Origin of the sequence: Crocosphaera chwakensis CCY0110, from assembly GCF_000169335.1 — a bacterium.
Lineage (GTDB): Bacteria > Cyanobacteriota > Cyanobacteriia > Cyanobacteriales > Microcystaceae > Crocosphaera > Crocosphaera chwakensis.
Window position 1 is genome coordinate 101,492 of sequence record NZ_AAXW01000007.1, and the last position, 24,028, is coordinate 125,519.

At 36.5% G+C, this 24,028-nt stretch carries 18 protein-coding genes; 10 read left to right on the forward strand and 8 right to left on the reverse strand.

The window, feature by feature from the left end:
- Positions 1-39: 39 nt before the first annotated feature.
- The 5 genes from CY0110_RS06635 to CY0110_RS30815 form a co-directional block, all read right to left on the reverse strand.
- Positions 40-3,468, reverse strand: a complete 3,429-nt coding sequence (locus CY0110_RS06635; protein WP_008274583.1) for a methyl-accepting chemotaxis protein — start codon at positions 3,466-3,468, stop codon at positions 40-42.
- A 230-nt stretch (positions 3,469-3,698) separates the two neighbouring features.
- Positions 3,699-4,259 carry a chemotaxis protein CheW gene (locus CY0110_RS06640; RefSeq protein WP_008274585.1) on the reverse strand — a complete coding sequence of 187 codons (561 nt, stop codon included), beginning with the start codon at positions 4,257-4,259 and terminating at the stop codon, positions 3,699-3,701.
- A 37-nt stretch (positions 4,260-4,296) separates the two neighbouring features.
- Positions 4,297-4,659, reverse strand: a complete 363-nt coding sequence (locus CY0110_RS06645) for a response regulator transcription factor (RefSeq protein WP_008274586.1) — start codon at positions 4,657-4,659, stop codon at positions 4,297-4,299.
- 133 nt (positions 4,660-4,792) lie between these two features.
- Positions 4,793-5,998 (reverse strand): response regulator, encoded by a 1,206-nt coding sequence (locus CY0110_RS06650; RefSeq protein WP_008274587.1) that lies wholly within the window; start codon positions 5,996-5,998, stop codon positions 4,793-4,795.
- Positions 5,999-6,125: 127 nt separating this feature from the next.
- Positions 6,126-6,374 carry a hypothetical protein gene (locus tag CY0110_RS30815; protein WP_008274589.1) on the reverse strand — a complete coding sequence of 83 codons (249 nt, stop codon included), beginning with the start codon at positions 6,372-6,374 and terminating at the stop codon, positions 6,126-6,128.
- 614 nt (positions 6,375-6,988) lie between these two features.
- On the opposite strand from CY0110_RS30815, the gene CY0110_RS06660 reads away from it, so the two are divergent.
- The 5 genes from CY0110_RS06660 to hcp all read left to right on the forward strand — a co-directional run bounded on the left by CY0110_RS06660 (position 6,989) and on the right by hcp (position 15,732).
- Positions 6,989-8,215 (forward strand): molybdopterin molybdotransferase MoeA, encoded by a 1,227-nt coding sequence (locus CY0110_RS06660; RefSeq protein WP_035798739.1) that lies wholly within the window; start codon positions 6,989-6,991, stop codon positions 8,213-8,215.
- Between the two features lie 123 nt (positions 8,216-8,338).
- Positions 8,339-9,844: a DUF2252 domain-containing protein gene (locus CY0110_RS06665; RefSeq protein ID WP_008274591.1), complete on the forward strand. Its 1,506-nt coding sequence runs from the start codon at positions 8,339-8,341 to the stop codon at positions 9,842-9,844.
- A 112-nt stretch (positions 9,845-9,956) separates the two neighbouring features.
- Complete coding sequence (locus tag CY0110_RS06670; RefSeq protein WP_008274592.1) at positions 9,957-12,371, forward strand: ATP-binding cassette domain-containing protein; 2,415 nt, start codon at positions 9,957-9,959, stop codon at positions 12,369-12,371.
- A gap of 79 nt (positions 12,372-12,450) precedes the next feature.
- Positions 12,451-13,542, forward strand: a complete 1,092-nt coding sequence (aroC, locus tag CY0110_RS06675) for a chorismate synthase (protein WP_008274593.1) — start codon at positions 12,451-12,453, stop codon at positions 13,540-13,542.
- A gap of 540 nt (positions 13,543-14,082) precedes the next feature.
- Entirely contained in the window at positions 14,083-15,732 is a 1,650-nt protein-coding gene (hcp, locus tag CY0110_RS06680; RefSeq protein WP_008274594.1) for a hydroxylamine reductase, read from the forward strand.
- A gap of 238 nt (positions 15,733-15,970) precedes the next feature.
- Here the strand turns inward: hcp and cysH are convergent, their stop codons facing one another.
- Positions 15,971-16,801: a phosphoadenosine phosphosulfate reductase gene (gene cysH, locus CY0110_RS06685; RefSeq protein WP_008274595.1), complete on the reverse strand. Its 831-nt coding sequence runs from the start codon at positions 16,799-16,801 to the stop codon at positions 15,971-15,973.
- Positions 16,802-17,099: 298 nt separating this feature from the next.
- On the opposite strand from cysH, the gene CY0110_RS06690 reads away from it, so the two are divergent.
- On the forward strand, positions 17,100-17,744 hold the full coding sequence (locus tag CY0110_RS06690; RefSeq protein ID WP_008274598.1) for a Uma2 family endonuclease: 645 nt from the start codon (positions 17,100-17,102) through the stop codon (positions 17,742-17,744).
- A gap of 41 nt (positions 17,745-17,785) precedes the next feature.
- Here the strand turns inward: CY0110_RS06690 and ispE are convergent, their stop codons facing one another.
- Both ispE and CY0110_RS06700 read right to left on the reverse strand, forming a co-directional pair.
- Positions 17,786-18,736, reverse strand: coding sequence for a 4-(cytidine 5'-diphospho)-2-C-methyl-D-erythritol kinase (gene ispE, locus CY0110_RS06695; protein ID WP_008274600.1), 951 nt, complete (start codon positions 18,734-18,736; stop codon positions 17,786-17,788).
- A gap of 90 nt (positions 18,737-18,826) precedes the next feature.
- A complete protein-coding gene (locus CY0110_RS06700; protein ID WP_008274602.1) occupies positions 18,827-20,095 on the reverse strand; it encodes an ankyrin repeat domain-containing protein in 1,269 nt (422 codons plus the stop codon).
- 209 nt (positions 20,096-20,304) lie between these two features.
- Between CY0110_RS06700 and CY0110_RS06705 the strand changes: the two genes are divergently transcribed.
- The 4 genes from CY0110_RS06705 (at position 20,305) to CY0110_RS06720 (ending at position 23,995) form a co-directional block, all read left to right on the forward strand.
- Positions 20,305-20,532 carry a photosystem II protein, Psb35-related gene (locus CY0110_RS06705; RefSeq protein ID WP_008274604.1) on the forward strand — a complete coding sequence of 76 codons (228 nt, stop codon included), beginning with the start codon at positions 20,305-20,307 and terminating at the stop codon, positions 20,530-20,532.
- 327 nt (positions 20,533-20,859) lie between these two features.
- Positions 20,860-22,119, forward strand: coding sequence for a cell division protein FtsZ (gene ftsZ, locus CY0110_RS06710; RefSeq protein ID WP_008274607.1), 1,260 nt, complete (start codon positions 20,860-20,862; stop codon positions 22,117-22,119).
- A gap of 144 nt (positions 22,120-22,263) precedes the next feature.
- Positions 22,264-23,148, forward strand: coding sequence for a hypothetical protein (locus CY0110_RS06715; protein ID WP_008274608.1), 885 nt, complete (start codon positions 22,264-22,266; stop codon positions 23,146-23,148).
- A gap of 322 nt (positions 23,149-23,470) precedes the next feature.
- Positions 23,471-23,995, forward strand: a complete 525-nt coding sequence (locus CY0110_RS06720) for a flavodoxin (RefSeq protein WP_008274610.1) — start codon at positions 23,471-23,473, stop codon at positions 23,993-23,995.
- Positions 23,996-24,028: the final 33 nt, after the last annotated feature.

Sequence of the window (24,028 nt, forward strand, 5' to 3'; positions counted from 1 at the left end):
AGAAAAATGTCAATGATCTTCTCAAACTTTCTTTGGCAACTACTGGACTTTAAATTGACGAATACTATCTTGTAAGGACTGAGCAACAGCTAAGAGTTCTCCGAATGAGTCGGACACTTGTGCTGCTTCACTGGAGGTTTTATCCGAGATGGCTGCCACTTGAGTCATGGTTTGGGTTACAGTTTGACTGGTTTGGGACTGTTCAATGGCAGAACGGGTAATGGCTTCAACTAATTCGCTAATTTGAATACTTGCGGCCGTAATTTTATTAAGACTCTTACGGGTTTCATCAACTAATTTTGTTCCAGTTACTACCTGTTCTGTCCCTGCTTCCATAGCAGCCACTACTTCGTTGGTTTCCGTTTGAATACCGGCAACGAGGGCTTCAATTTCTGCTGTCGCTGAAGCAGACTGACGAGCCAGCGATCGCACTTCCTCAGCTACCACCGCAAAGCCTCGTCCTTCTTCTCCTGCGTGTGCTGCCTCAATCGAAGCATTCAACGCCAATAAGTTAGTCTGATCAGCAAAACTACTAATTAAGTTCACCACTTTAGAAATTTTCTGGGATGACTCCCCTAACCGTTTTACTTTTTTGGCGGTTTCTGCTACTGTCTGTCGAATAGCCATAATCCCGTCTACTGTACGGTTCATAGCATCTTCTCCGTGTTCTACGGTTTCGGTAGCTTGTTGTACGGTAGCTTCAGCTAATTCAGCGTTAGCAGCAACGGTGCGAATAGAGTCGTTCATGGCTTGCAGTTTATCTAGGGCTGCAGAGATATCCTGCGCCTGTTCAAAGGCTTCTTGAGATAAGGAACGAATAGCAGACTCGTTTTTGTTGGTGGTGTCTGAGAGTTGTCCGGTAGCGTTTTGTACCTGGTTTACAATTTTTCTTAGGTTTTCAATGGTGGCGTTATAAGAGTCGGCAATCGTACCAATTTCATCCTCTGTTACTCTTGCCCGAATGGTGAGATCCCCTTGGGAAACGGGATCAACTTCCATGAGTAATTCTAATGCCCGTCGTTGTAATTGTTCTTTTGCGGTTCTCTGTTCTTGTTCAGAAATTCTTTGTTGTTCGAGCAGATCAGCCCTTTCTAGAGCAAAACCGATTTGGGCTGCGACTTGGGAGAAAAAGCTAATTTCTGAAGGATTCCAGTTTCTTGGTCCCGAACATTCATGGGCAATATATAACCCTAATAATTTTCCGTTGCAAATTATAGGAGCAACTAAATTAGCACGAACTTTAAAGGGTTCTAGTTCCTTAAGGTGACATTCGGTCAGTCCTGCATTATAAATATCCGGCGTTGCCTGAACTCGACCATTGAGGTATTTATCGACGAATTTAGTGGCAAAACAAGGGTCCATAATCTTGGCATTTAACGCCTTGGGATATCCATCTGCTACGTTTTCAGCCACAATGGTTCCTATCCATTGCTCATCGAAAGTATAAACAACAACTCGATCAGTTTTCAGAGCGCGACGCATTTGTTCAACAGCTATCTGCATCACTTCTTCGGTGTTGAGGCCGGCCGCAATTTTAACGCTAATATTCCGTAACATCTGGCCCAGTTTAGCATCGGCTCTTTGTTGTTGTTGCAGGGTAATACGGTCAAGGATAATGTTTAACTGTTCGGCTACACGCTGCATAAAGCTAACTTCTTCCTTTTCCCATTGATGAGTTCCTTGACAATGATGGGCGATTAATAAGCCGAATACATCTTTTTGTTTGATAATAGGAACTACTAAATTGGCATCGATATGCAACTGTTCCATGAGTTGATGGTGTTCAGGATGAAAGCCAGCTTCATGGACATTATCAGTAGGCACTACTCGTCCTTGACGATATTCTTCCATAATTTCTGGAGGAATACAGCGATCGTCGATTTGCAATTCTTTAGCACTGGGATAAGCTGGATTGACCGATTCATAGGAAATAAAGGCACTGCCATCAACATTAAATTCATAAATTACCACCCGATCAACCCCTAGAACTGTCCGAATACCCTCTACAGCTTGATCAAGAATCCGTTGTAAGGCAAGGCGATCAGTAATGATGCTACTGGCAATTTCGGCTAAAAGGTTCGCTTGTAGAGTCGATGAGATTTGTTTATCTACTAAGCGATGAATTCGTCGGGTCATGGTGTTGACATTTTTGGCTAAAGTAGCGAACTCATCATCACCTAATACTTCAACTTCTACGTCTAAGTCCCCTTCTCCAATTTTCTTGACAGCAGAGATGACACGGTGTACAGGACGGGTCATTTGTTCAGAAAGCAGAAGGGCTAAAGCCCCTGCTAACCCGGCAGTTACTAAGGTTCCTAAAAAGATGGCTGTTAGTAGTTGTCGTTGAGCAGCAAAGGCGACAGCATTATCGAGGGTAACTACGGTATTCCATCCTAGATCAGGTAGCTTATCAACCTTAGTAAAAGGGGATAAAGCCACTAAGTCTTCTGCACCTAGCTTTGCTGCTGGTTTTTGTCGCTCCTCAAGGATAGAATAAACAGAAAATAATGAGGAAGCTTTAACCGCTTGGTGTTCAAACTGCTTGCTTCTCTCATCAGCTTTACCAGCAGTATTGGTCTGGGTTACTTGAATTCCGTCTGGAGCGAGAAAAACCTCTTCATTCTTATTGACTAAGTAAATATCTTCTCCTTGTTTCATTCCCTGTTTCACCACTTTTTGCAGGTGTTGAACGGGCATTCTTGAACGAATTACGGCAACAATATCCCCTGTCTGACTATCTCGGACAGGGGCAGCAAAATAGACGTTAAATGTCCCTTCTGTGGCGGAAATGAGTGGTTGAGTAACAGTAGCTGATTTGGTATTAAGAACTTCTTGGAAATAACTACGATCTTTATAATTTTTCAGAGGAGTTCCTTTGGATTGACCAATGACATTCCCTTGTAAATCAAAGACAGCAATACTGTCATACAACTGATAAAGATTAATATAATTATCTAAGACTTTTTGTTTTTCTTGAGGAGAAACCTGATTTCTTAACTCAGCTTTAGTAAAGGTGTCTAAGGTGGCTAACGCTTGGATATTGAGATAGTGATCGTTCATAAACCGAGACAGTTGATCACTTATCCCAACTGCACGGGAAATTTCTGTTTCTTTGGCCTGATGGTAGGTAATCTTATTAGAAATACTATAGGTTAAAGAACCCACTGCAATCACTGGAATAATACCAATAGCTGTGGTAGCGATAATACTTTTGGAACGTAGGGTTAAATCTTGCCACCATTTAATGACTGGCCAATTTTGCGAGGTAGGGGTGGCGGTGTTTGGTTTTTCTCTAGGCGGTTCAGAGGGAAGGGTAACTTCGCTTTCAATGGCTAGAATTTGGGATTCGTTGCTTTCGGTGTCAAGGGTGTCTGAGGATTGATTGTTTTCTAGTGAAATGTCTTGAGAAACAAAACCGTTGCTTTCGTTATTATTCTGGGAATTTGGGTTAGGAGAAGTCTGAGTCATAACGTTAACCAAAGAGTAAATTTCAATAAAGAGGGACTAAGAACCTAAATTCGGTGTTAAGAGTTAGAAGTAGGAAGATAAATAGCAAAGAAACCAAGAATAAAGCACCTAAAAAATGGTTAAACTGTTGAAATTAAGCAATCGGCCATTGATACAATTGGCAAAATAAGCGAGACAGATATTGATGCTTCTGTTGTTTAGTCTTTTGTAAAGACTTTGGATTAAATACTTTAATCATTAGGTTTAGGCATGGCTGCGAGAATGGCTTCTCCATCGAGAACCACTAACATATCTCCACGGGGTGGTAACCAATAACCTCGCAGAAAGGCCGCTAAGCCAGAATTCGCTGCTGATCCCGAAGGAGATTGAATCTCATTAGGATTACACCATTCCATATCATCGACTTGACTAACTACCGCCCCGATATGCTGACGATGGGCTTTAGCGACTTTGTGGGAAGTTTTACCTGAATGAAGGACAATCGTTCGATAAATGGGAGTCACTTGGGGCTGTTGATGCCAAGGGGTTAACCCCAATAATTCTCCTAAATCGATAATCCAGAGAATTTCTCCACGCCAGTTATAGACTCCCATTACCCAAGAGGGGGTTTGAGGAATGGGAACAATTTGACCGAGGGGAATGGTAATAACTTCGGTTAATTGGTCAACGGGTAAGAGTAAGGTGGTATCTGGAACTAACTGGAATCGTAAAAATTGCTCTAATTGATAACGTTCTTGGCTTTCTAGGGAGGTTGTTGTCGAGTTGATCTGAGAAAATCCATGTTGAACCACAATACTTGACTCCTGTGATGAGGCTTACTGAGTAAATTTAGGGAATAAGTTGTTTAATGGTGCTGAGAAAGGTATCTTGATCGATGGGTTTGGGAATGTAAGCATCTGCGCCCTGGCGTTTGCCCCAAAATTTGTCCATATCAGTATTTTTGGTGGAACAAATAATGATCGGGATTTTACTGGTACGTTCTTCGGCTTTGATCGCTCGACAGATTTCAAAGCCACTCACTCCGGGTAAAACGACATCCAATACAATGAGATCAGGCAATTCTCCATTCAATTTTTCTAGGGCTTCTTCTCCACTACTGGCAATAGCAGCCGTAATACCTGCAATTTTTAAATATTGAGTAATAATTTCTCGTTCGGTTAAAGAATCTTCAATGACAAGGACGGTTCCCATGATAATTTTTGCCTCTATTAATGTTTGATTAAGGTGGTTCTATAGTCTTACAATTCCCTAAAACCCTAAGGAAAGTAACATTTTGAATGGATAGGGTGCGTAAAATTTACAAAGGAAAATGTTTCAATTTCCTTTAAGCGACGTTTTCTTGTTTAAGATATTTGCGAATGGCACTTAAAACTAAGTCAGGATTAACGGGTTTACTCATAAAATCCGTTGAACCCACCATTTTGGCCCGAACTCGATCCACAATGCCATCATTACCAGTAAGAATAATGATGGGTGTATTACGGAAAAAGGAAAGTTTTCTCAGTTGTCCGCAAATTTCGTAGCCGTTGGCGTTGGGCATAACCAAATCTAGGAAAATAATGGCTGGTTTACGGGCTAATAAGATAGCGATCGCTCTTAAGGGATCGTTAATGCCTAAAAATTGGTAATTAGCCCCTACCAGAATTTTCTCTAGGGTTTGACACATCAAGGGACTATCATCTACACAAGCCACCAATGGACCAACGGAAACCTCTGGGGTGGCGACGGTGGCGGTGGGAGTGGGAATAGAAACGGGAGGAGATAAGTCTTCGATGGCGATTAATTCTACTAACCCCATCTGGACATAGGGCAGTAGGGAACTGGTAACGGTAACTACATCCCGTTTCATCCGTACCGAGAGATCCCGTAGGGTTTGATTGCCGTCTAGGAGTTGTTTTAAGGTTTGATAGACTTGGGGAGAGGTACGCTGTTGTAATTCTTCAGCTTGTCTAATGATGGGAGCGGAGTTGGGGGAGCGATCGGCGACTTTTGCCTCTTGCCAAGCTTGCCATTGTTTATAGGCTTCGTTAATCAATTGATCGGCATCGATTAACACCAAACGAGTTGAAAGCAAGTTATCTTGTCTGAGTTCACAAGTCACTTCCATCGTTTGGGTGATATCAAATAGCACTTCGATAATGATAGAACGAATCATTCTAGCTGCTTGTTCGCGACTAATTTTCTGTTGTTCTACCCACAAACACAACAGTTGATATTCCCAACATAAGCGAAAGTCTTGATTCCCTAAACTGGCTAAATCTAGCTGCAAGGAGGATAATTTAGAGGCAATTTCGGGCAAATAACGGGCAATATGTCTTCTCCACCGTCTAACGGGATGGGTTCCCCCAGTGGCGTACATAATTCGCCCTAAATATAAGTAAAAAAACCACTTTTCTCCTTTACTATTGGTCAGGATTAGTTGACCACTAAATCTAGGTTGTTTGAGGGTATCAAAGAAACTGGTTTGTCTTGAGGGTGTAAATTCTGGTATGGAAATTGGGTTTTGAGGGGGATAGGAAGCTGTCATCATTGCATCTTCAATAAAGTGACTAATTACAGTGTTACAGTTATAGGATTCCCTAAATTTCGAGAAAAATAACATTTCAGGGGGGTTCAGTCTGAGGATAGGATGAAAAGTTAGGGAGGATGATGAGTCACTAATTATCTTGATCTTCTTCTAGTTCTTGATAGGCGACAGCCCTCAATTTTCCATAAAAATTTGAAGCATCGCAATGGGGGGTAAATTGGTTAATGGTACGAGAGGTCTTTTCTTGAGTTAAGGTGGTTTGAGACTTTAATACTTCCTTGGTGATGGCAATATTTTTTTGATCTACTTTTTCAGCAACCGCACCGTTTAACTCTTCTTTTCTCTCAGTTTTGTGATTTAGTTTCTCAGTGGCGATCAAAATAGGAATCTCTATTTTTTTAACTAATTCTTGAATCGGCGTTAAGGTAATATTATTTTTTGGAGCAGGTTCTATTGGTTTGTCTGGAGTGGATGACTTTTCTTCTGGTTGTTGCTCTTCGATTATTTTGTGATTGCTGATATCTTCAACAAAAAGATTACGGGTAATAAATCGTTCAAACTCGTAGGTAAAATGATAAGTAGGATGTCCCAGGCGTTTCCAAAGAGCAAGAATATGCTCAACAGAAATGGCTTTATAACGTCCTTGATAGAGAGCTTCGACAATAGCCAGACGAATCCAATAAACTGAGTAAGATGCTACCCATTTTCGATTACCTCAGAAATGCTAACTTCTTTGATCTCGAATCCGTAGCGACTCAATAATGCCTCTATTTGATTTAGGTTTTTGTTCCTGCACTGGTGCATAGCATCTTTAAATCCCCATTGCCACTCTTTTAGCACATTTTTGGTTTAACAATATAGCAATTTATACTTATTTTAGAAGAGGAAAGCTTAATCTAATCAAGTTAAAGCTAGTATAGAGGATAAAATTAAATAGAAAATCTTTTATGATTAGGATAACTTTTTATCAATTTAAAATTAAAGACCATGACTATAATTTCTGTTCAAGAAGCCCAAACAATTATTTTAAAGTTAGTAGAAAGTTTACAAGAGACAGACAGTATTTCCCTTGATGAAGCAACGGGAAGAATTTTGGCTCAATCTATTAGTAGTCCCTTGAATTTTCCTTATTGGGATAATTCCGCCATGGATGGTTATGGGATTCGTTTTGAAGATGTTAAACAGTCAAACTCCGACTATCCTATAACTTTAGATATTGTAGCAGAGATTCCTGCAGGAATTAACCCGAAACAATCAATTCAATCAGGGGAAGCTTGTCGCATTTTTACTGGAGCGATGTTACCTGATGGGGTTGACACGATTATCATGCAGGAAAATACTCGCAAGGAAGGAAGAAAAGTTACTATCTTATCCCCTCCTAATTATCTCGGAGAATTTGTTAGAAAACAAGGCAGTTTTTATCAAGCTGGTAATATTTTATTAAATCCAGGTAGTTATATTAATGAGTCAGAAATGGCTATTTTAGCAACGGCACAATGTTCTACTGTAACAGTTTATCGTCGTCCTCGTGTGGCTATTCTCTCGACTGGAAATGAATTAATCGCCCCAACTGAAAAGTTAAATCCTGAACAAATTATTGATTCTAATCAATATGCACTTAAAGCATTTATTCTTAATAATGGGGGAATTCCTATTTCTTTCGGTATTGTTAAGGATGAACCTGAAATAATTAAACAGAAAATTAGAAAAGCTATCAATACAGCAGATTTTGTTCTTTCTACCGGTGGGGTTTCTGTTGGTGATTATGATTATATTAATAGTATTTTAGCTGAATTAGGAGGGAAAATCATGGTTAATGGTGTTGCGATGAAACCAGGAAAACCGTTGACAGTGGCTAAATTTGATAACGGATGTATTTATTTTGGACTACCGGGAAATCCTGTGTCTGCTTTGGTTAGTTGTTGGCGATTTGTTAAACTGGCTTTAGATAAATTATCAGGAATTCAAGGGGATTATGAACCTAAATTAATCACCGTCAAATCTCAAGATAATTTATCTTCTAAAGGTCAAAGAGAAACTTACATTTGGGGTCAGTTAAAATTAATTAATGGTGAATATGTATTTACCTTAGCCCAAGGCAGTCAGAATTCAGCGAATTTAATTAACTTAGCCTTAACCAATGCTTTAGCTATTTTACCAATAGGAGTAACCAAAATTGATCGAGGAGAAATAGTTAAAGTTCTTTCTTTATCAAATTGAAAACAATTATTTACATTGGTTCACAAAACATAAGAATATTAGCTTGATTTATTTACATTTTTTTTAATCCCCATTAAGACTATTATGATAGGCTAAAAAAGTATCTTATTTGATTTAAAATGTATGAAAAATAAATATATATCTTTGATAGGATTGTTAACTCTTTTTATCGTCATTATTTTAATCAATTTTTGTCTATTTCCTATTTCGGTTTTAGCTAAAGGGGAACATAATCAAAATAAAAATAAGGAAGTAGTGGAAAAAATACAAGAAGCAAACAATCAATTAAAAAATGATATAAAATATGAAAAATATTGCCGTATTGCGTGTGCTGCTTTTCCTTTTTATCGAGCAACTAATTATTTATTTTGGGATGATTTTTCAAAAGATAATCGATTCAGTAAATTTTCTAGTGAACAGACGAATATCTGGATATCTGGTGACTTGCACGTAGATAATTTTGGAGCCTATCATAATGATGAAAATGAAGTGATTTTTGATCTTAATGACTTTGATGAATCAGTTATTTCTAACTATCAATATGATGTATGGCGTATGGCTACCAGTATTATTCTTTCTATAAGTAATAGTCATACCACCACTTTAAATTTAGATGAAAAGAATCAAATTGCTGATGTGATTGATAAATTTACTGAATCTTATCTAGATACTTTAGCTGAATATCAAGGAAATAACGACGAAACCAAAACTTATTTTACTAACAAAAATACTGAGGGAGAAATAAAGGAACTTATTGAATATGCTGAAAAAAAAAGTCGTAACAAGCTACTTGAAAAATGGACAATAGATGAAAAGGATCGAAAACGCTTTAAAACACCTAAAGAAAGAGATATATTAGGTATCGCATCTCTAGAAGAAAAAGAAGCCATAACCTCTCAAATGAAAGCTTATGGTAATACTTTGACAGGTAAACTTGAGTACAATGAAAATTATTTTAAAGTTAAAGATATTGCCCCAAGGTTAAAAGCTGGATTGGGATCTTTAGGCACTCCTCGTTATTATATATTACTTGAGGGAGAATCAGATTCTTTAGAAGATGATCGCATTTTGGATATTAAGCGTCAATCTAAACCAACACCTTACCATGTCTTTAATTCAACAGAAAAAGCTACTTATGATAAGTTTTTTGATAATGATGCACAACGTCATGCGATCGCTTATCGTGCTTTAACAAAACATACTGATGATTTCTTAGGATGGATGTATCTTTCTGATAAAAATGGCGAGTTTTCTGGTTACTATTCTGTTAGAGAAATGTCTCCGAATAAAGCATCATTAGATGATCTTGAAGATAAGGAAGGTAATGCTTTTACTTTTGCCAATGCAAAGCAATCTGATTTATTGGAAATTGCGAAACTATGGGGTAAAATTTTAGCCACTGATCATGCTCGTGCTGATAAAGATTTTGAAGAAAAATATATTCCCTATTCGTTTGAAAAGGAAGTAACACAACTGACTAATGGAAAACATAAAGAATTTCGTGAATTAGTTAAAGAAGTAGCTTTTGATTACGCTAATCAAGTGGAAAGCGATTATGATAGTTTTTTGCAGTTTATAACGAAATTGAAGCTAGAAAAACAACTAATCAATTGTCCTAACTGTGACTAAGAAATCTAGATTTTTAGCTAATAACAAGCTTATACTCTCTGATAAAGAATTGTCAGAGATTCTCTATTTTTATAAAATGATTAAAAATTAATTTTGTTTAGGAGATATTATTATGACCAATGCTTCAGGTTCAAAAACAGTTTTAGCTCAAATTCCTTCGATTATTCTAAGAAATAATCAGGGGGAAATTTTAGGTCCTTTCGAGTTAACAAGAGATTTGCATCGTTTAGGAAGAAATGCTGAAAAAGCTGATCTTGTTGTTCCTGAAAGTAAGACTTGGATGCTAGTTAGTGGTTGTCAAGCGTCTTTTACTACAGAAGGAAATGATTACCGAATTTATGATGGTGATCAAGTTAAACCTAGTAGTAATCGCTTATTTTCAAATAATACTTTAATTACACCTAAAGAAGGATTATTGTTACAAGACGGGATGGAAATTACTATCGGAACAGTTACGGGTAATCATATTATTATTACTTATTCTAATCCTAGTGCTAATCAAACCTTAAAACCCTTAAAGACAACATCTATTTCTCTTAAAAATAAGTCAGTTGTTATTGGTCGAGATACTCAAGCTAATTTACGGTTAGATGCACCAACTGTTTCCCGTTATCACGCCATAATTGATAGTAATAATCAAGGTAAATATATCCTAACAGATCGTAGCACTAATGGGGTATTTGTTAACGGGCAAAAAGTAACTAATCAAGCAATTCTTTTTAATGGTTCGACTATTCGTATAGGACCTTATACATTAATTTTGCAAGGAGATGATTTACTGATTGCAGATACTGGTGATAATATTCGTCTTGATGCTAAAAATTTACATCGAGTTGTTAAAGATAAACAGGGTAAAAATATTACGTTATTAACTGATATTTCTTTACCTATCGATCCTGGTCAATTTGTTGTCATTGTTGGGGGAAGTGGTGCTGGAAAATCAACTTTAATGCGAACTCTATTAGGACTTGAACCAGTCAATAATGGAATCGTTGAATTAAATGGAGAAGATTTACGAAAAAATTTTAATATTTATCGTAATCTGATCGGTTATGTGCCTCAATATGATATTGTCCATTCTAATTTGACAGTTAAAGAAGTTTTAGACTATGCAGCTAAATTACGCTTACCTTTTGACATCAATATTGAACAAGAAAGAGAGAAAGTATTAACACAAATTGAGTTAAAAGAAAGAGAAAATACTTTAGTTAAAAATCTCAGTGGAGGACAACTTAAACGGGTGAGTATGGGGGTTGAATTATTAGCAGATCCTAAACTTTTCTTCTTGGATGAACCAACTTCTGGCCTTGATCCAGGATTAGATAAAAAAATGATGGAATTACTTAAAACATTATCTGAAGAAGGACGAACTATTATTTTAGTCACTCATACCACTTTAAATATTCATCTTTGCGATCGCTTAGTTTTTTTGGGAAAAGGAGGAAATCTCTGTTATTTTGGACCTCCCCAAGAAGCTATAACTTTTTTTGGACTCAAAAGTAATAATTTTGCTAATATTTATATTCATCTTGAAGATAAAAATAAAGTAGAAGAAGAATCCATACGCTTTAAAGATGATTCTAATTTTTATGATAAATATATTACTCAACACTTAGTACAAGTATCGACCCAAACTAATCAAAAATCTAAACCTAAAAAAGTAAACAGTTCTTTCTTACAACAGTTTTCTATTTTATCTCAAAGATATGGTCAATTACTATTACGAGACCCTTTGAATATTGGTTTAACTTTAATCACTGCACCTTTGGGAATTATAGCTATGAGAATTGCCTTATCCGATATAATTCCCTTCAATTTAGCGGATGACAATGACCCAAGTTTTGCAACTTTATCTTTAAAAGTTTTGTTCGTTTTTACCTGTGCAGCCATTTGGGTAGGATTAGCAAGTTCTTTACAAGAAATCGTTAAAGAATCCAAAATTTATCAACGAGAAAGATTAGTTAATCTAGGAATTTGCGCTTATTTAGCATCCAAAGCTTCTATTTTAGGAATCTTAGGATTTTTACAAAGTTTACTCATATCTCTAACAATTTTAATTTGTTTTAAAGCACCAGAATCTAATCAATTTACTTGGATATTAGGGACTGAAATAACACTATTCTTGACGCTGTTTTCTACTATTGGTTTAGGAATTATGGTGTCTGCATTTGTAAAAAATATTACTCAAGCTAACAGTTCGTTACCATTATTATTATTGCCTCAAATTATCTTTTCAGGGGTTTTGTTTAAAATGACAGGTATTGGCAAACTATTCTCGTGGTTAATGATTAGTCGTTGGTCAGTAGGTGCATTAGGTAGTTTGGTAGATATTCCCTCTATGATTCCTGAAGCTAAACCTATTTCCCCACTAAATCCTGCTCCAGTGGAGGTTCCTGTTGATATTCCTACGGAAGTTTATGCTGCTGATTCTAGCAATTTATTAATCAATTGGGGCTTATTATTATTACATAGTTTTCTTTATTGGGGTGTAACTTATATTTTGCAAAAACGTAAAGATATTTTATAAAAAAATCAACAATCTTTTAGATTTTAACTACAAAAAAAGGTTACAATAAGAAAAGAAAAACTAATGCTGATCTAAAAATATGGGTAACACCTTTGGCCATCTATTTCGTATCACAACCTTTGGAGAATCTCACGGGGGAGGAGTTGGGGTGATTATTGATGGTTGTCCCCCTCGTTTAGAATTATCAGAAACGGATATTCAAGTAGACTTAGATCGCCGTCGTCCCGGACAAAGTAAGATTACTACACCCAGAAAAGAAACGGATATTTGCGAGATTATTTCAGGCGTGTTTGAAGGGAAAACATTAGGAACTCCTATTGCTATTTTAGTTCGTAACAAAGACGCGCGATCGCAAGATTATAACGAGATGGCTGTTAAGTTTCGTCCCTCCCATGCAGACGCAACTTATGAAGCAAAATATGGGATCAGAAACTGGAAAGGGGGTGGTCGATCTTCTGCTAGGGAAACTATCGGAAGAGTTGCTGCTGGTGCAATTGCAAAAAAAATCTTAAAAGAAGTTGCTAATGTTGAAATTGTTGGCTATGTGAAACAGATCAAAGATTTAGAAGGAAATATTAATCCAGACACCGTTACTTTAAAAGAAGTTGAAAGTAATATTGTGCGTTGTCCCGATCAAGAAATGGCGGAAAAAATGATCGATCTCATTGATCAAACCCGACGAGATAAAGACTCTATTGGTGGTGTAGTTGAATGTGTTGCCCGTTATGTTCCAAAAGGGTTAGGAGAACCAGTGTTTGATAAACTAGAAGCAGATTTAGCTAAAGCTGTCATGTCGCTTCCTGCGAGTAAAGGTTTTGAAATTGGCTCAGGGTTTGCCGGAACCCTATTAACAGGAAGTGAACATAATGATGAATTTTATATTGATGATAACGGAAATATTCGCACCAAAACTAATCGTTCTGGAGGTATTCAAGGAGGAATTAGTAACGGAGAAAATATAATTATTCGTGTTGCTTTTAAACCTACTGCTACCATTGGTAAAGAACAAAAAACCGTTACTTCTGATAGTGAAGAAACAACATTAGCAGCTAAAGGAAGACATGATCCCTGTGTTTTATCCAGGGCTGTTCCTATGGTAGAAGCGATGGTTTCTTTAGTATTGTGCGATCATTTATTACGTTGGCACGGACAATCTAAAGTATTAACCTAATTCTTTATGCCACCAAGAATTAATAAGAGTAATCACTAAAAATGATAAGAAAAGCACTTGGGAATCTTGCCTAGTTTCGACACCAAGTGCTTTCCTGATACGGCTCTCACACCACACAATCACTCTTTCACACCACAATCGAACTCAATCGATTAGTAATAAAGATAGAAGTTTAATTCTGCAATTTCAACCAACAATAGACAGTTTTAAAATTGTCACTTTATAAAGTTTAAATAATGAAATTTTCCTAAAATTATTTTTTGAAATTTTATAAATTTTTTATAAATTTCCCTTAATTAATACTATATGTACAAAGGAAACTTTAAAGGGAAATAAAAGAATTTTTTGAATGATACAATAGACGTAAAGGTGAAGTAATAAGTTTAAATATCTCATTACACATTAAGGTTAGGAGATTATTAAAATCTTAAATTTACATAAAGAAGTTTTGCCTTTTGTGTAGGGATCTGGTTCGCTTCAAAAACCAATATTGGTTTCAATATTGATAGCCTTACTTACTATCCAAAGGAGTCTTAAATTATGTTTTGTGAACAATGCGAACAAACCGCTAGTGGTAACGGATGTCATCAATGGGGAGCTTGTGGAAAAAGTCCTGAAGTTAATGCTGTACAAGACTTATTAGTGTACTGTTTAAGGGGCTTAGCTCCTGTTACTATTAAAGCCAGAGAATTAGGCATTTCTTGTCATGAAGCGGACGTTTTTACAGGAGAAACGTTATTTGCGACTATGACCAATGTTAACTTTGAGTGCAAACGGTTTAATCTCTATATTCATCAATGTATTGACATTCGAGAAGGGTTAAAACATAGCATTGAAAAGATAAGTCATGAACCCATAAACTGGTCTAATATTTCTAACTATCAACCCGATTTTTCAGAAAGTTTAGCAGAACAAGGAAGAGAAAAAGACTTAACCTTTATTAGCAAATCAACCAATAATGTCGATATTTTTTCCTTGAAATTGACGGTTTTGTATGGCATTAAAGGAGCAGCTTCTTATAACTTTCATGCCCAAGAATTAGGACAAGAAGACGAAAACGTTTATGCTTTTATTCAAGAAGCGTTAGCATCCCTTGATCGCAATGATTTGAGTTTAGAAGACTGGATTAATATAGCCCTAAAAGTGGGGGAAATCAATCTACGAGCGATGGAATTATTAGATAAAGGTCACACCACTACTTATGGACATCCTACCCCCACCCAAGTACCTTTAAACCCCAAACAAGGTAAAGCTATTTTAGTATCGGGGCATGATATTAAACAATTAGCAGCTTTACTGGAACAAACCCTTAATAAAGGGCTAAATGTTTACACTCACGGGGAACTATTACCGGCTCACGGTTATCCCATTTTAAAACAAAAATACTCTCATTTTTACGGTCATTATGGTACAGCTTGGCAAAACCAAACTAAAGAGTTTGCTCATTTTCCTGGGGCAATTATTGTTACGACAAATTGTTTAATGCCTCCCCATGAAACCTACGAAGACAAGTTGTTTACTATTGGACCAGTAGGTTATTCAGGCATTAATTATTTATCTTCAGATGATCAAGGTATTCCTGACTATAGTTTAGCTATTCAAACTTCATTAGAAATGCCAGGGTTTACTAAAGATGAAGAACCCCGTCATGTCATGGTTGGATTTGCCCATAATACGGTTTTAAGTGTGTCTGAACAAGTTATTGAAGCAGTCAAACAAGGTAAAATTCGTCATTTCTTCTTAGTTGGAGGGTGTGATGGGGCAAAACCTGGACGGACTTATTATACAGAATTTATCGAAAAAGTTCCTCAAGATTGTATTGTTTTAACCCTTGCTTGTGGTAAGTTCCGCTTCTTTGATAAACAGTTAGGAGAGATCGGAAATCTACCTCGTTTAATGGATGTTGGACAATGTAATGATGCTTATTCTGCTATAAAAATTGCGTTGGGATTAGCCGAAGCGTTTCAAGTAGGTGTTAATGATTTACCATTATCAATGATTTTATCTTGGTACGAACAAAAAGCAGTGGCAGTTCTTTTGACTTTACTTTATTTAGGTATTAAAGACATTCGTTTAGGACCAACATTACCTGCATTTATTACTCCCAATGTCCTAAAATTTCTCTCAGAAACTTACAACTTACAACCCATTACAACTCCTGATCAAGATTTAGTTGCTTGTTTATCTTAAATATGGGTTTGCTAGATAAATTTTAAGACTTTAGGGTGAGCAAGTATTTCAAATATCTTGATATTTTCAGATCAATTTCTAATTTGCTTATCCTACTGTTTTCCTTAAACTACTTAAGGAGAAATCGGTTAGAATAAATTAAATTTTCTCTATTTTTGATTACTTCTTCTAAAATAGGTAAATATTTTTCTACTCAGTAGTCGGACATAAGTAAACAGCAATAACTATACAAAAAATATTAAAGGGTACTTGAATCTAAACTTTCGGCTGCTTCGGGAGACAGAGGTAAATGTAAACCACACTCTTGTTTAACGCCATGAAAACGACTATCCCGTTCGCTGTCATCATCAGCAGTAACAGGACGACTAGAATGCCAGTCTCCTACACTAACATAACCTTTATCAAAATAGGGATGATAAGGTAAATCGTGTGCCGTTAAATAATGATAAATATCGCGAGAATTCCAAGTTAAAATAGGATAAACTTTGTATTGTTCTCCTTGTAACTCAACCCGTTCAAGAGACTTTCTGTGTTCGGTTTGCTGACGACGTAACCCGGCTAACCATGCTGTTGCTTGAAGTTCTTTTAATGCCCGTTGCATTGGTTCTACTTTACGAATAAGATCATAACGGTTGAGGGACTCTAAATCGTGTTGATTCCAGAGCTTACCATAGAGGGCTTCCATTCTAGCAGGGGTAAGAGGAGATTGATAAACCTTTAAATTCAGTTTGAGGCGTTCGCTTAATTCATCAGCAAAGCGATAGGTTTCAGCAGGAAGATAGCCGGTATCCACCCAAATAACAGGAATATCTGGCACCACTTGAGTCACTAAATGTAACATGACTGCTGCTTGAATACCGAAACTGGTACTCATAACTAATCCTTCTCCAAAGGTGTCCCTAGCCCATTCTACAACCTGTTGAGCATTGGCATTCTCTAGGGTTGGGTTAACTTCTTCTAAAGATAATTCAGGTTTATACAGTTGATGAGTCTGGGTAGTGTAGTGATGTTCAGCAACCTGATGATTATCTACATGGGAGTTGACGATATGTAGATTAGATTGGGGCATAAGGTAACGTTTCCCTTGTGTTCAGTAATCTTGCTTTGAGCGAGTGACGGCACAATAAGCAATAAGCATATTTATCTTCGCCATCTTACTCCTATTGTATCGTGGTTGATTTCTAGAAATTGTATCAATTACGATGTTAATCTTAAGTTTATGCTTAAATTTGAGTTAGGACATAAATTCACCTATATTGTTTGAATGTCTAATATAACCTGAGTTTTGGATAAGGAAATCCAATTAAAAATAGGGAATTGTTAATAGTCAATTATTAATTAATTTAATTTTAAGTAAAGATAAAACAATGTTACTAGAGTTAAAACGCTTAGAAATCTCCCCAGGAGAAAGAATCTTATTAAAAGACGTGACTTGGGATGAATTTGAACAAATTTTAGAAGAATTAGGAGAACATCGAGCAAGCAAAATTGCTTATCATTATAATACTTTAGAAATTATGAATCCGTTACCAGAACATGAAAGCAATAAAGAAACTATTAGTGATTTAATTAAAATACTTTTAGAAGCGTTAGACATTGAATTTTATCCATTAGGTTCAACGACATTTAAAAATAAATTGATGCAGCAAGGAATTGAACCTGATAATTGTTTTTATATTGAAAATGAAGCCAAAATAAGAGGAAAAGATCGGTTAGATTTAACGATTGATCCCCCTCCTGATCTTGCTTTAGAAATTGATGTTACTTCTCGTACTCATCGAGAGATTTATAGTTTATTGGGAGTTCCTGAATTATGGCGATTTGAAAACGAAGAATTACAAATTAATGTTTTAGAAAATGGTAATTATAGAGAAGTTGAATATAGTCCCCATTTCCCTAATTTTCCCCTTAAAAAAGTTATTCCGAAATATTTAAACCAAGTAAAAACAGTGGGACGAAATAAAACAATGAAAGCTTTTAGAAAATGGATTAATGAACAATTACAATCCTAATAACTTCAGTTAGAAGTTTGTGTTTCATAACTGATAACTGTTCACTGTTCACTAATAATTGAAATGCCACTGCTAGATAACTGAGTAACCCAAAATTCTAAACTAGGATCTTCAATCTTTTGTCTAGCTGTTTTTTTGATAGTTTCTGCTTCCGTTTGAGACTGACATAAAGTAAATACAGTAGGACCCGATCCTGACATCATGGTACCTAAACCGCCTGCTTGTTTTAAAACCTCTTTTAATTGAGCAACTTGGGGATATTCAGGTAAGACAACTTTTTCTAAATCATTTTGTAATAATTCTCCTATTTTTTTTCCATCTTTATCACTAATAGCTTGTACAAACGATCCAGAATGAAGTTGAGACGTTCGAGACTGAATTCCTGCTATATCATTAATATAAGTATGGCCAAATTGTTGCTTATAAGTTTGATAAGCCCAAGGGGTTGAAACAGCAAGATTATTATATTTAGCAAGAACAACCCATAAATTGTCTAAATCTTGAATCGGATCTAATTTTTCCCCTCTTCCAGTAGCGATCGCAGTTCCTCCTCGCACACAAAAAGGAACATCTGAGCCTAATTTTTCTCCTAACTGTTGTAACTGGGGTATGGTTAACCCTAATTCCCATAATAAATTTAAGCCTAATAAAACTGCAGCCCCATCCGTTGAGCCACCAGCTAATCCGGCAGCCACAGGAATTTGCTTATCAATGGTAATATCAACACCGCCATAATTAGCAAACCGTTCGGGAAATTGATCCACCATTAATTGAGCAGCGTGATAAGCAATATTGGTCTGATCGAGAGGAACTAAAGGATGATTACAATGTAAATTAATAGCTTGAGTTCCATTAGAACGAATTTCAATGCGATCGCTCAAAATAATACTTTGTAAAATCATCACTAACTCGTGATAACCATCGGGGCGATCGCCGATAATTTCTAGATATAAATTAATTTTAGCAGGGGCAATTAATTGATAGGTTCGCATTTTCAATTCCTGGGATATTGAATCATTTTAACGTTTGTGGGATAGCACTAAAAAAAGCAAAAAACTTCTGACTTCTAACTTCTGACTTCATCAACTAGCTCCTGCCTTTTTTAACAATTCAATGACATCAGGATAATTATTATATTGGGCTAAGGACAAAGCTGTATAACCGCTATTATTTTTTTCATCTAAATTAACATTTTCTGCTTCTAATAAGACCTTAACCACATCCACATAACCACGATGAGATCCCCACATTAAAGCCGTTGCACCGGTTTGATCTTTTAAGTCCACATCAGCCCCGGTTTGAAGTAATAAATGTACTAGAGTAAGATTACCTTCATCGGCTGCCTTCATTAGTCCGGTGCGTCCATTAGGAAGCCTGGTATTGGGATCGGCTCCACCATTCAATAAAGTGTGAATAATGGCTAGATTACCGTTAGCGATCGCTAACGTTAAGGGGGTTTCGCCGTAATTTTTTCGATTAGGATCAGCACCGTATTGTAGTAATTCTTGCACAATTTCGCTATGCCCCTGCACTACAGCTAAAATGAGCGGGGTATCTCCGAATTGATTGGCTAAATGAACATTAGCCCCTCCTGCCAATAATGCCCGTACAGCCTCTAAATGCCCTTCTACGGTGGCATAATGCAAAGGAGTCTCTCCCTCCTCATCTCTTTGATTAACAGCTTCTCCCGCAGCTAGTAAGGCTTGAATGATGGCTGTTTGACCCTCAGAAGCAGCTAAGGATAATAAAGTTTCTCCTTCATTATCGGGGATGTTGATGTCCGTCTCAGAGGTTAATAAAGCTCGAAAGACTCTTAAACTACCACAACGAATGGCAAACACCAAAGCTTGTCGATGGGTTAGTTCGCTTTTTGTATTGGGAAGTAAGTCAATGACTTCGGGATGATCTCCTTTGATGGCCAATTTTAAAGCCGTATCACCCTGTTTATTTCGGTGATAAACATTAACTCCAGCAGCAATGAGATGGGTGACAATCTCTTTATGTCCTTTATAGGCAGCAATCATCAAGGCTGTGTTGCCATCATCATTGGTTTGGTTAATTTGTGCTTGAGCTATGATTAAATCTTGGACAATTTCAACCCGATTAGCAGCCACAGCAAACATTAAGGCGGTTAAGCCAGAGAAGGGTCGTTGTTGATTAACGTTTGCCCCTGCCAATAATAAGCACTGTACAACCTCTCGATGTCCCCGTTGGGACGCATACATCAAGGCACTGGTATTTTGTAAATCGGTACCATTTACGTGCGCTCCTTGTGCTAATAAGGTTTCTACGGTTTGACAGTCTCCTTGTCGGGCTGCGTTAACCAATTGGAAATCAAGCGGTGAAACCATACAACCCTTTCCTAAGAATCTACCTTTATTATGATCGGCTCAGGGCATTCTAGGTCAATGGGTTAAGTCAGTGAACCGTGATCACTGACCAGTAATCACTGATTCTGATGTCGTGAAAACCGTACATAGAATAGGTTGATAACTTTTGCAATATTTTGTTACATTTATTTACATAAGTTAAAAATAAGTTTGTAAAGGAGAAAAAATTTATGTTAACTCTTGTTATTTCCTTATTAATTGTCGGTTGGGTCGCTGCTGCTGTAATCGGTACACAAGCTTACTTTCGCGGTGAGCAAACCAAAACCATTCACGAAAGAAACTGGAACTCTGAGTCCTTTGAGAAAGTAGCCAAATCAGTAACTGGGAAAGAGGTAGATAGCGATCGCGTTCCTGCCTTTGAAATAGATGCTTATGGAAGCAATAACCTAGCTCAATAGATAATTCTAGGGTTGACTCCCCCTTTTGACCCCCTAAACCCCATTACTTACATCAAAAATAAGTTATCTGACCTTAACTTTTACTTAAACTTATAAATTAAGGTCAGAATTTTTGTTTTTGGGGCGGTGCTTTGGTAAACTCAGATAGAAACTTTGTTAAAGAAAATGTAACAATGTAATATTTTACTATTCATAGTAAGCTTTGATATAGTAAATCATTTTATAGATCGACCCCTAATCGAGGTATTAATAAATGGTACTGTAGATTAGGTCAATTTAGATTATCCTAAATTCTTGAACTCAAATAATTAACCCCCGCCAATTAAAATGATTCTTAGTGATAAGCTAACTCTTAATCATTCCAGCCTCAATAACACCGAATCTACGGAAACATCCAGTGCTGTCGATAGTTATCAGCGACAAAATAGCACTGCCCCTTTTTCCCAAATGAACGAACCTCCAGAAAATCCTGGAGAAGACAGTAGGAGAAATGTAATTGTGCCAAATAACATTGCGAGAATCAAAGTCATAGGGGTTGGTGGTGGCGGATGTAATGCGGTTGATCGCATGATCGAAAGTGCCTTAATGGGGGTTGAGTTTTGGACAATGAACACTGACGCTCAAGCCCTAACCCAATCCTCTGCCCCTCATCGTTTACAAATCGGCAGAAAGTTAACTAAGGGTTTGGGGGCTGGTGGTAATCCCAATATTGGCAAAGAGGCTGCTGTAGAGTCCCGCGATGAAATCGCTGAAGCCCTTGAAGATACGGATTTAGTCTTTATCACTGCTGGTATGGGTGGAGGCACAGGAACTGGTGCTGCTGCTATTGTGGCTGAGATTGCTAAAGAAAAGGGCTGTTTAACTGTTGGTGTGGTGACTCGTCCCTTTACCTTTGAAGGGCGACGGCGTATGGTACAAGCCGGTCAAGGGATTAGTGATCTACAAAATAACGTCGATACCCTAATCGTTATTCCCAATAACCAATTATTACAGGTTATTTCTCCAGAAACTCCTTTAAAAGAAGCTTTTCTTGCTGCTGATAATGTTTTACGACAAGGGGTTCAGGGCATTTCCGACATTATTACCATTCCTGGTTTAGTGAATGTAGACTTTGCTGATGTTCGCGCTGTTATGGCTGATGCTGGTTCGGCGTTGATGGGGATTGGTGTGGGTTCTGGTAAATCTCGCGCCAATGATGCTGCTTCGTTGGCTATTTCTTCGCCCTTATTAGAACATTCAATTCAAGGGGCAAAAGGAGTGGTGTTTAATATTACGGGTGGTAGTGATCTGAGTTTACATGAGGTGAATACTGCAGCCGAAACGATTTATGAAGTGGTTGATCCTGATGCCAATATTATTTTTGGTGCAGTGATTGATGAACGAGTTCAAGGAGAAGTCATCGTTACAGTGATTGCGACTGGGTTTAGTGCTGAAGCTGAAAACACCCCGAATAATCAGACAACCTCAACTCCTACCCGTAATGTTTCGACTCCTAATCCCCCGAAAAAAGAAGAAGCACCACCCCCTAAGCCCACTGGATTAGATATTCCACCTTTTTTGCAGGATCGACGTTTTCCTCGCGGATAAACCAACAATTGAAATGCGATAATAACGAGTAGGGGTCAACAACCGTTGACCCCTATTAAGTGAATTAGTGTGTATTATTATGAATAATTTTGAGACTTAATTATTAAATATTAATGTTTAAATGACTAATGAAACTTAATTTCTATGAAAATTGTTAATATAACCTATCCAAAAATTAACATTGAATTATCACTTCAAGAATTAACAATATTGAAACATATTATTAATGAAGTTTATAATGCTTTAGACGAATTTGAATTTGAAATACGAGTCGGTTTAAGTTTCAGACAAGCTGGAAGTTTTTTAAATTCTTTTACTCAAGAGTTAGATCATGAATGTGACAAGTTTATTTTAGTTAACTTGTCATTGTCAGAAATTTCTGTATTAAATAACTTGTTTAATGAAGTTTGCTATGGAATAAAAATACAAGATTTTAAGAAAAAAATAGGACTAAATAAAGAAGAAGCAAAGCAATATTTGGCGTTAGTTAATCAAGCTATTAAAGAAATGGATTTGATTGGCCAAGAAAGAAAACAGTTGAAAATGCCCTCACCGTCTGACTTTAGAGAAGTTAATCATAAATGTTCTCTTGAAGCTGAAGGATATAAAGTCACTTTTTACTTTAAAAAATTGATGCAAGATATTAATAATATAGGATTATTTATTGTTTTAAATTTTACCTCTTTTAATGATGTTGAATTAACTATAAGTTCTCTTCCAAAGCCAATCACTATAGAAAAAATAGAGAAATTTATCAACAATTTGGAAAACTATCTTAAATTGTCACAAAACGATTTAAACAATCCTTTTCAAATTTTTCAAAGTAATATTTTTCAAGTTCAGGCTCTCGGAAAAAGTATTATTAACGATAATAAAAAATATGTGATTTTGAATTTTATGATTAGTTTAGCACCAGCTAGAGGTAATATCATAAAACCTTCTATGGGCGTACAAGCACCTGTTATGTTTAAAAATGTTAAAAACTTCATATCATCAATGCAAAAAGTGATAATCGATATCAAAAATTAACAATTAGTTATGTTTACGTAAAAAATTTAGATTTAATTTCTATTTATTTAGAATATTTTATGATTTATCTTTATGAATAATTGTAAAATATTGATTATCAAAAATTAATGTTTAGATTATTAGCAATAGCAAAACGATTATCTCTTAAAATGAAAAACTGTTCAAGTACAATCGATACAGATTTTCTCTAATCAAGTAATTATATTCAATATATAGAGAGGAAATAACTTCGACACTTATTCAATTTTCTTGTTTTTAATAACTTGAATCTCGATTCCATCTGTTTGTTTTAAGTATACACAACCTATAAGGAGTCTTGATTATGGCTAAAATTGGCATTTTTTACGGAAGTACATCGGGAATCACCGAAGAAATTGCCATGACCCTACGGCAAAAATTAGGAGAAGATCAATGCGATATTTATAGTATGGAAGAGGATTTTGACGAGTACGATCAACTCCTCGATTATGATTATTTATTATTAGGCTGTTCCACTTGGGGAGCCGGAGATGTGCAGAATGATTGGCGTGATCCCCTCTTTGAAATGGAATTGGATAAACCTGATTTTACTGGCAAAACCATCGCTTTATTTGGTGCAGGAGATCAAGTAGATCACGGAACTGAATTTGTCAGCGCATTAGGTAAAATGTATAATCACTTCCAAAAATTGGGAGCTACCTTAGTGGGGGAATTTCCCAATGATGGCTATACTTTTCAATATTCTTCAGCCCTATTAAACGATAAATTTGTGGGACTTCCCATTGATGAAGTCAACCAAAGCGATCAAACCGAAGGCAGAATTAACCAGTGGGTTGAATCTATCCGTCCTATTTTTTTGAATAACTAACGGATACTTTGATTGAAAATCGAGTAAGATGGG

Coding starts and splice junctions, on each gene's coding strand:
- CY0110_RS06635 (WP_008274583.1), bottom strand. CDS start 3,468: ATGACTCAGACTTCTCCTAACCCAAATTCCCAGAATAATAACGAAAGC.
- CY0110_RS06720 (WP_008274610.1), top strand. CDS start 23,471: ATGGCTAAAATTGGCATTTTTTACGGAAGTACATCGGGAATCACCGAA.
- CY0110_RS06645 (WP_008274586.1), bottom strand. CDS start 4,659: ATGGGAACCGTCCTTGTCATTGAAGATTCTTTAACCGAACGAGAAATT.
- ftsZ (WP_008274607.1), top strand. CDS start 20,860: ATGATTCTTAGTGATAAGCTAACTCTTAATCATTCCAGCCTCAATAAC.
- cysH (WP_008274595.1), bottom strand. CDS start 16,801: ATGCCCCAATCTAATCTACATATCGTCAACTCCCATGTAGATAATCAT.
- aroC (WP_008274593.1), top strand. CDS start 12,451: ATGGGTAACACCTTTGGCCATCTATTTCGTATCACAACCTTTGGAGAA.
- ispE (WP_008274600.1), bottom strand. CDS start 18,736: ATGCGAACCTATCAATTAATTGCCCCTGCTAAAATTAATTTATATCTA.
- CY0110_RS06705 (WP_008274604.1), top strand. CDS start 20,305: ATGTTAACTCTTGTTATTTCCTTATTAATTGTCGGTTGGGTCGCTGCT.
- CY0110_RS06650 (WP_008274587.1), bottom strand. CDS start 5,998: ATGATGACAGCTTCCTATCCCCCTCAAAACCCAATTTCCATACCAGAA.
- hcp (WP_008274594.1), top strand. CDS start 14,083: ATGTTTTGTGAACAATGCGAACAAACCGCTAGTGGTAACGGATGTCAT.
- CY0110_RS06700 (WP_008274602.1), bottom strand. CDS start 20,095: ATGGTTTCACCGCTTGATTTCCAATTGGTTAACGCAGCCCGACAAGGA.
- CY0110_RS06665 (WP_008274591.1), top strand. CDS start 8,339: ATGAAAAATAAATATATATCTTTGATAGGATTGTTAACTCTTTTTATC.
- CY0110_RS06715 (WP_008274608.1), top strand. CDS start 22,264: ATGAAAATTGTTAATATAACCTATCCAAAAATTAACATTGAATTATCA.
- CY0110_RS06670 (WP_008274592.1), top strand. CDS start 9,957: ATGACCAATGCTTCAGGTTCAAAAACAGTTTTAGCTCAAATTCCTTCG.
- CY0110_RS06690 (WP_008274598.1), top strand. CDS start 17,100: ATGTTACTAGAGTTAAAACGCTTAGAAATCTCCCCAGGAGAAAGAATC.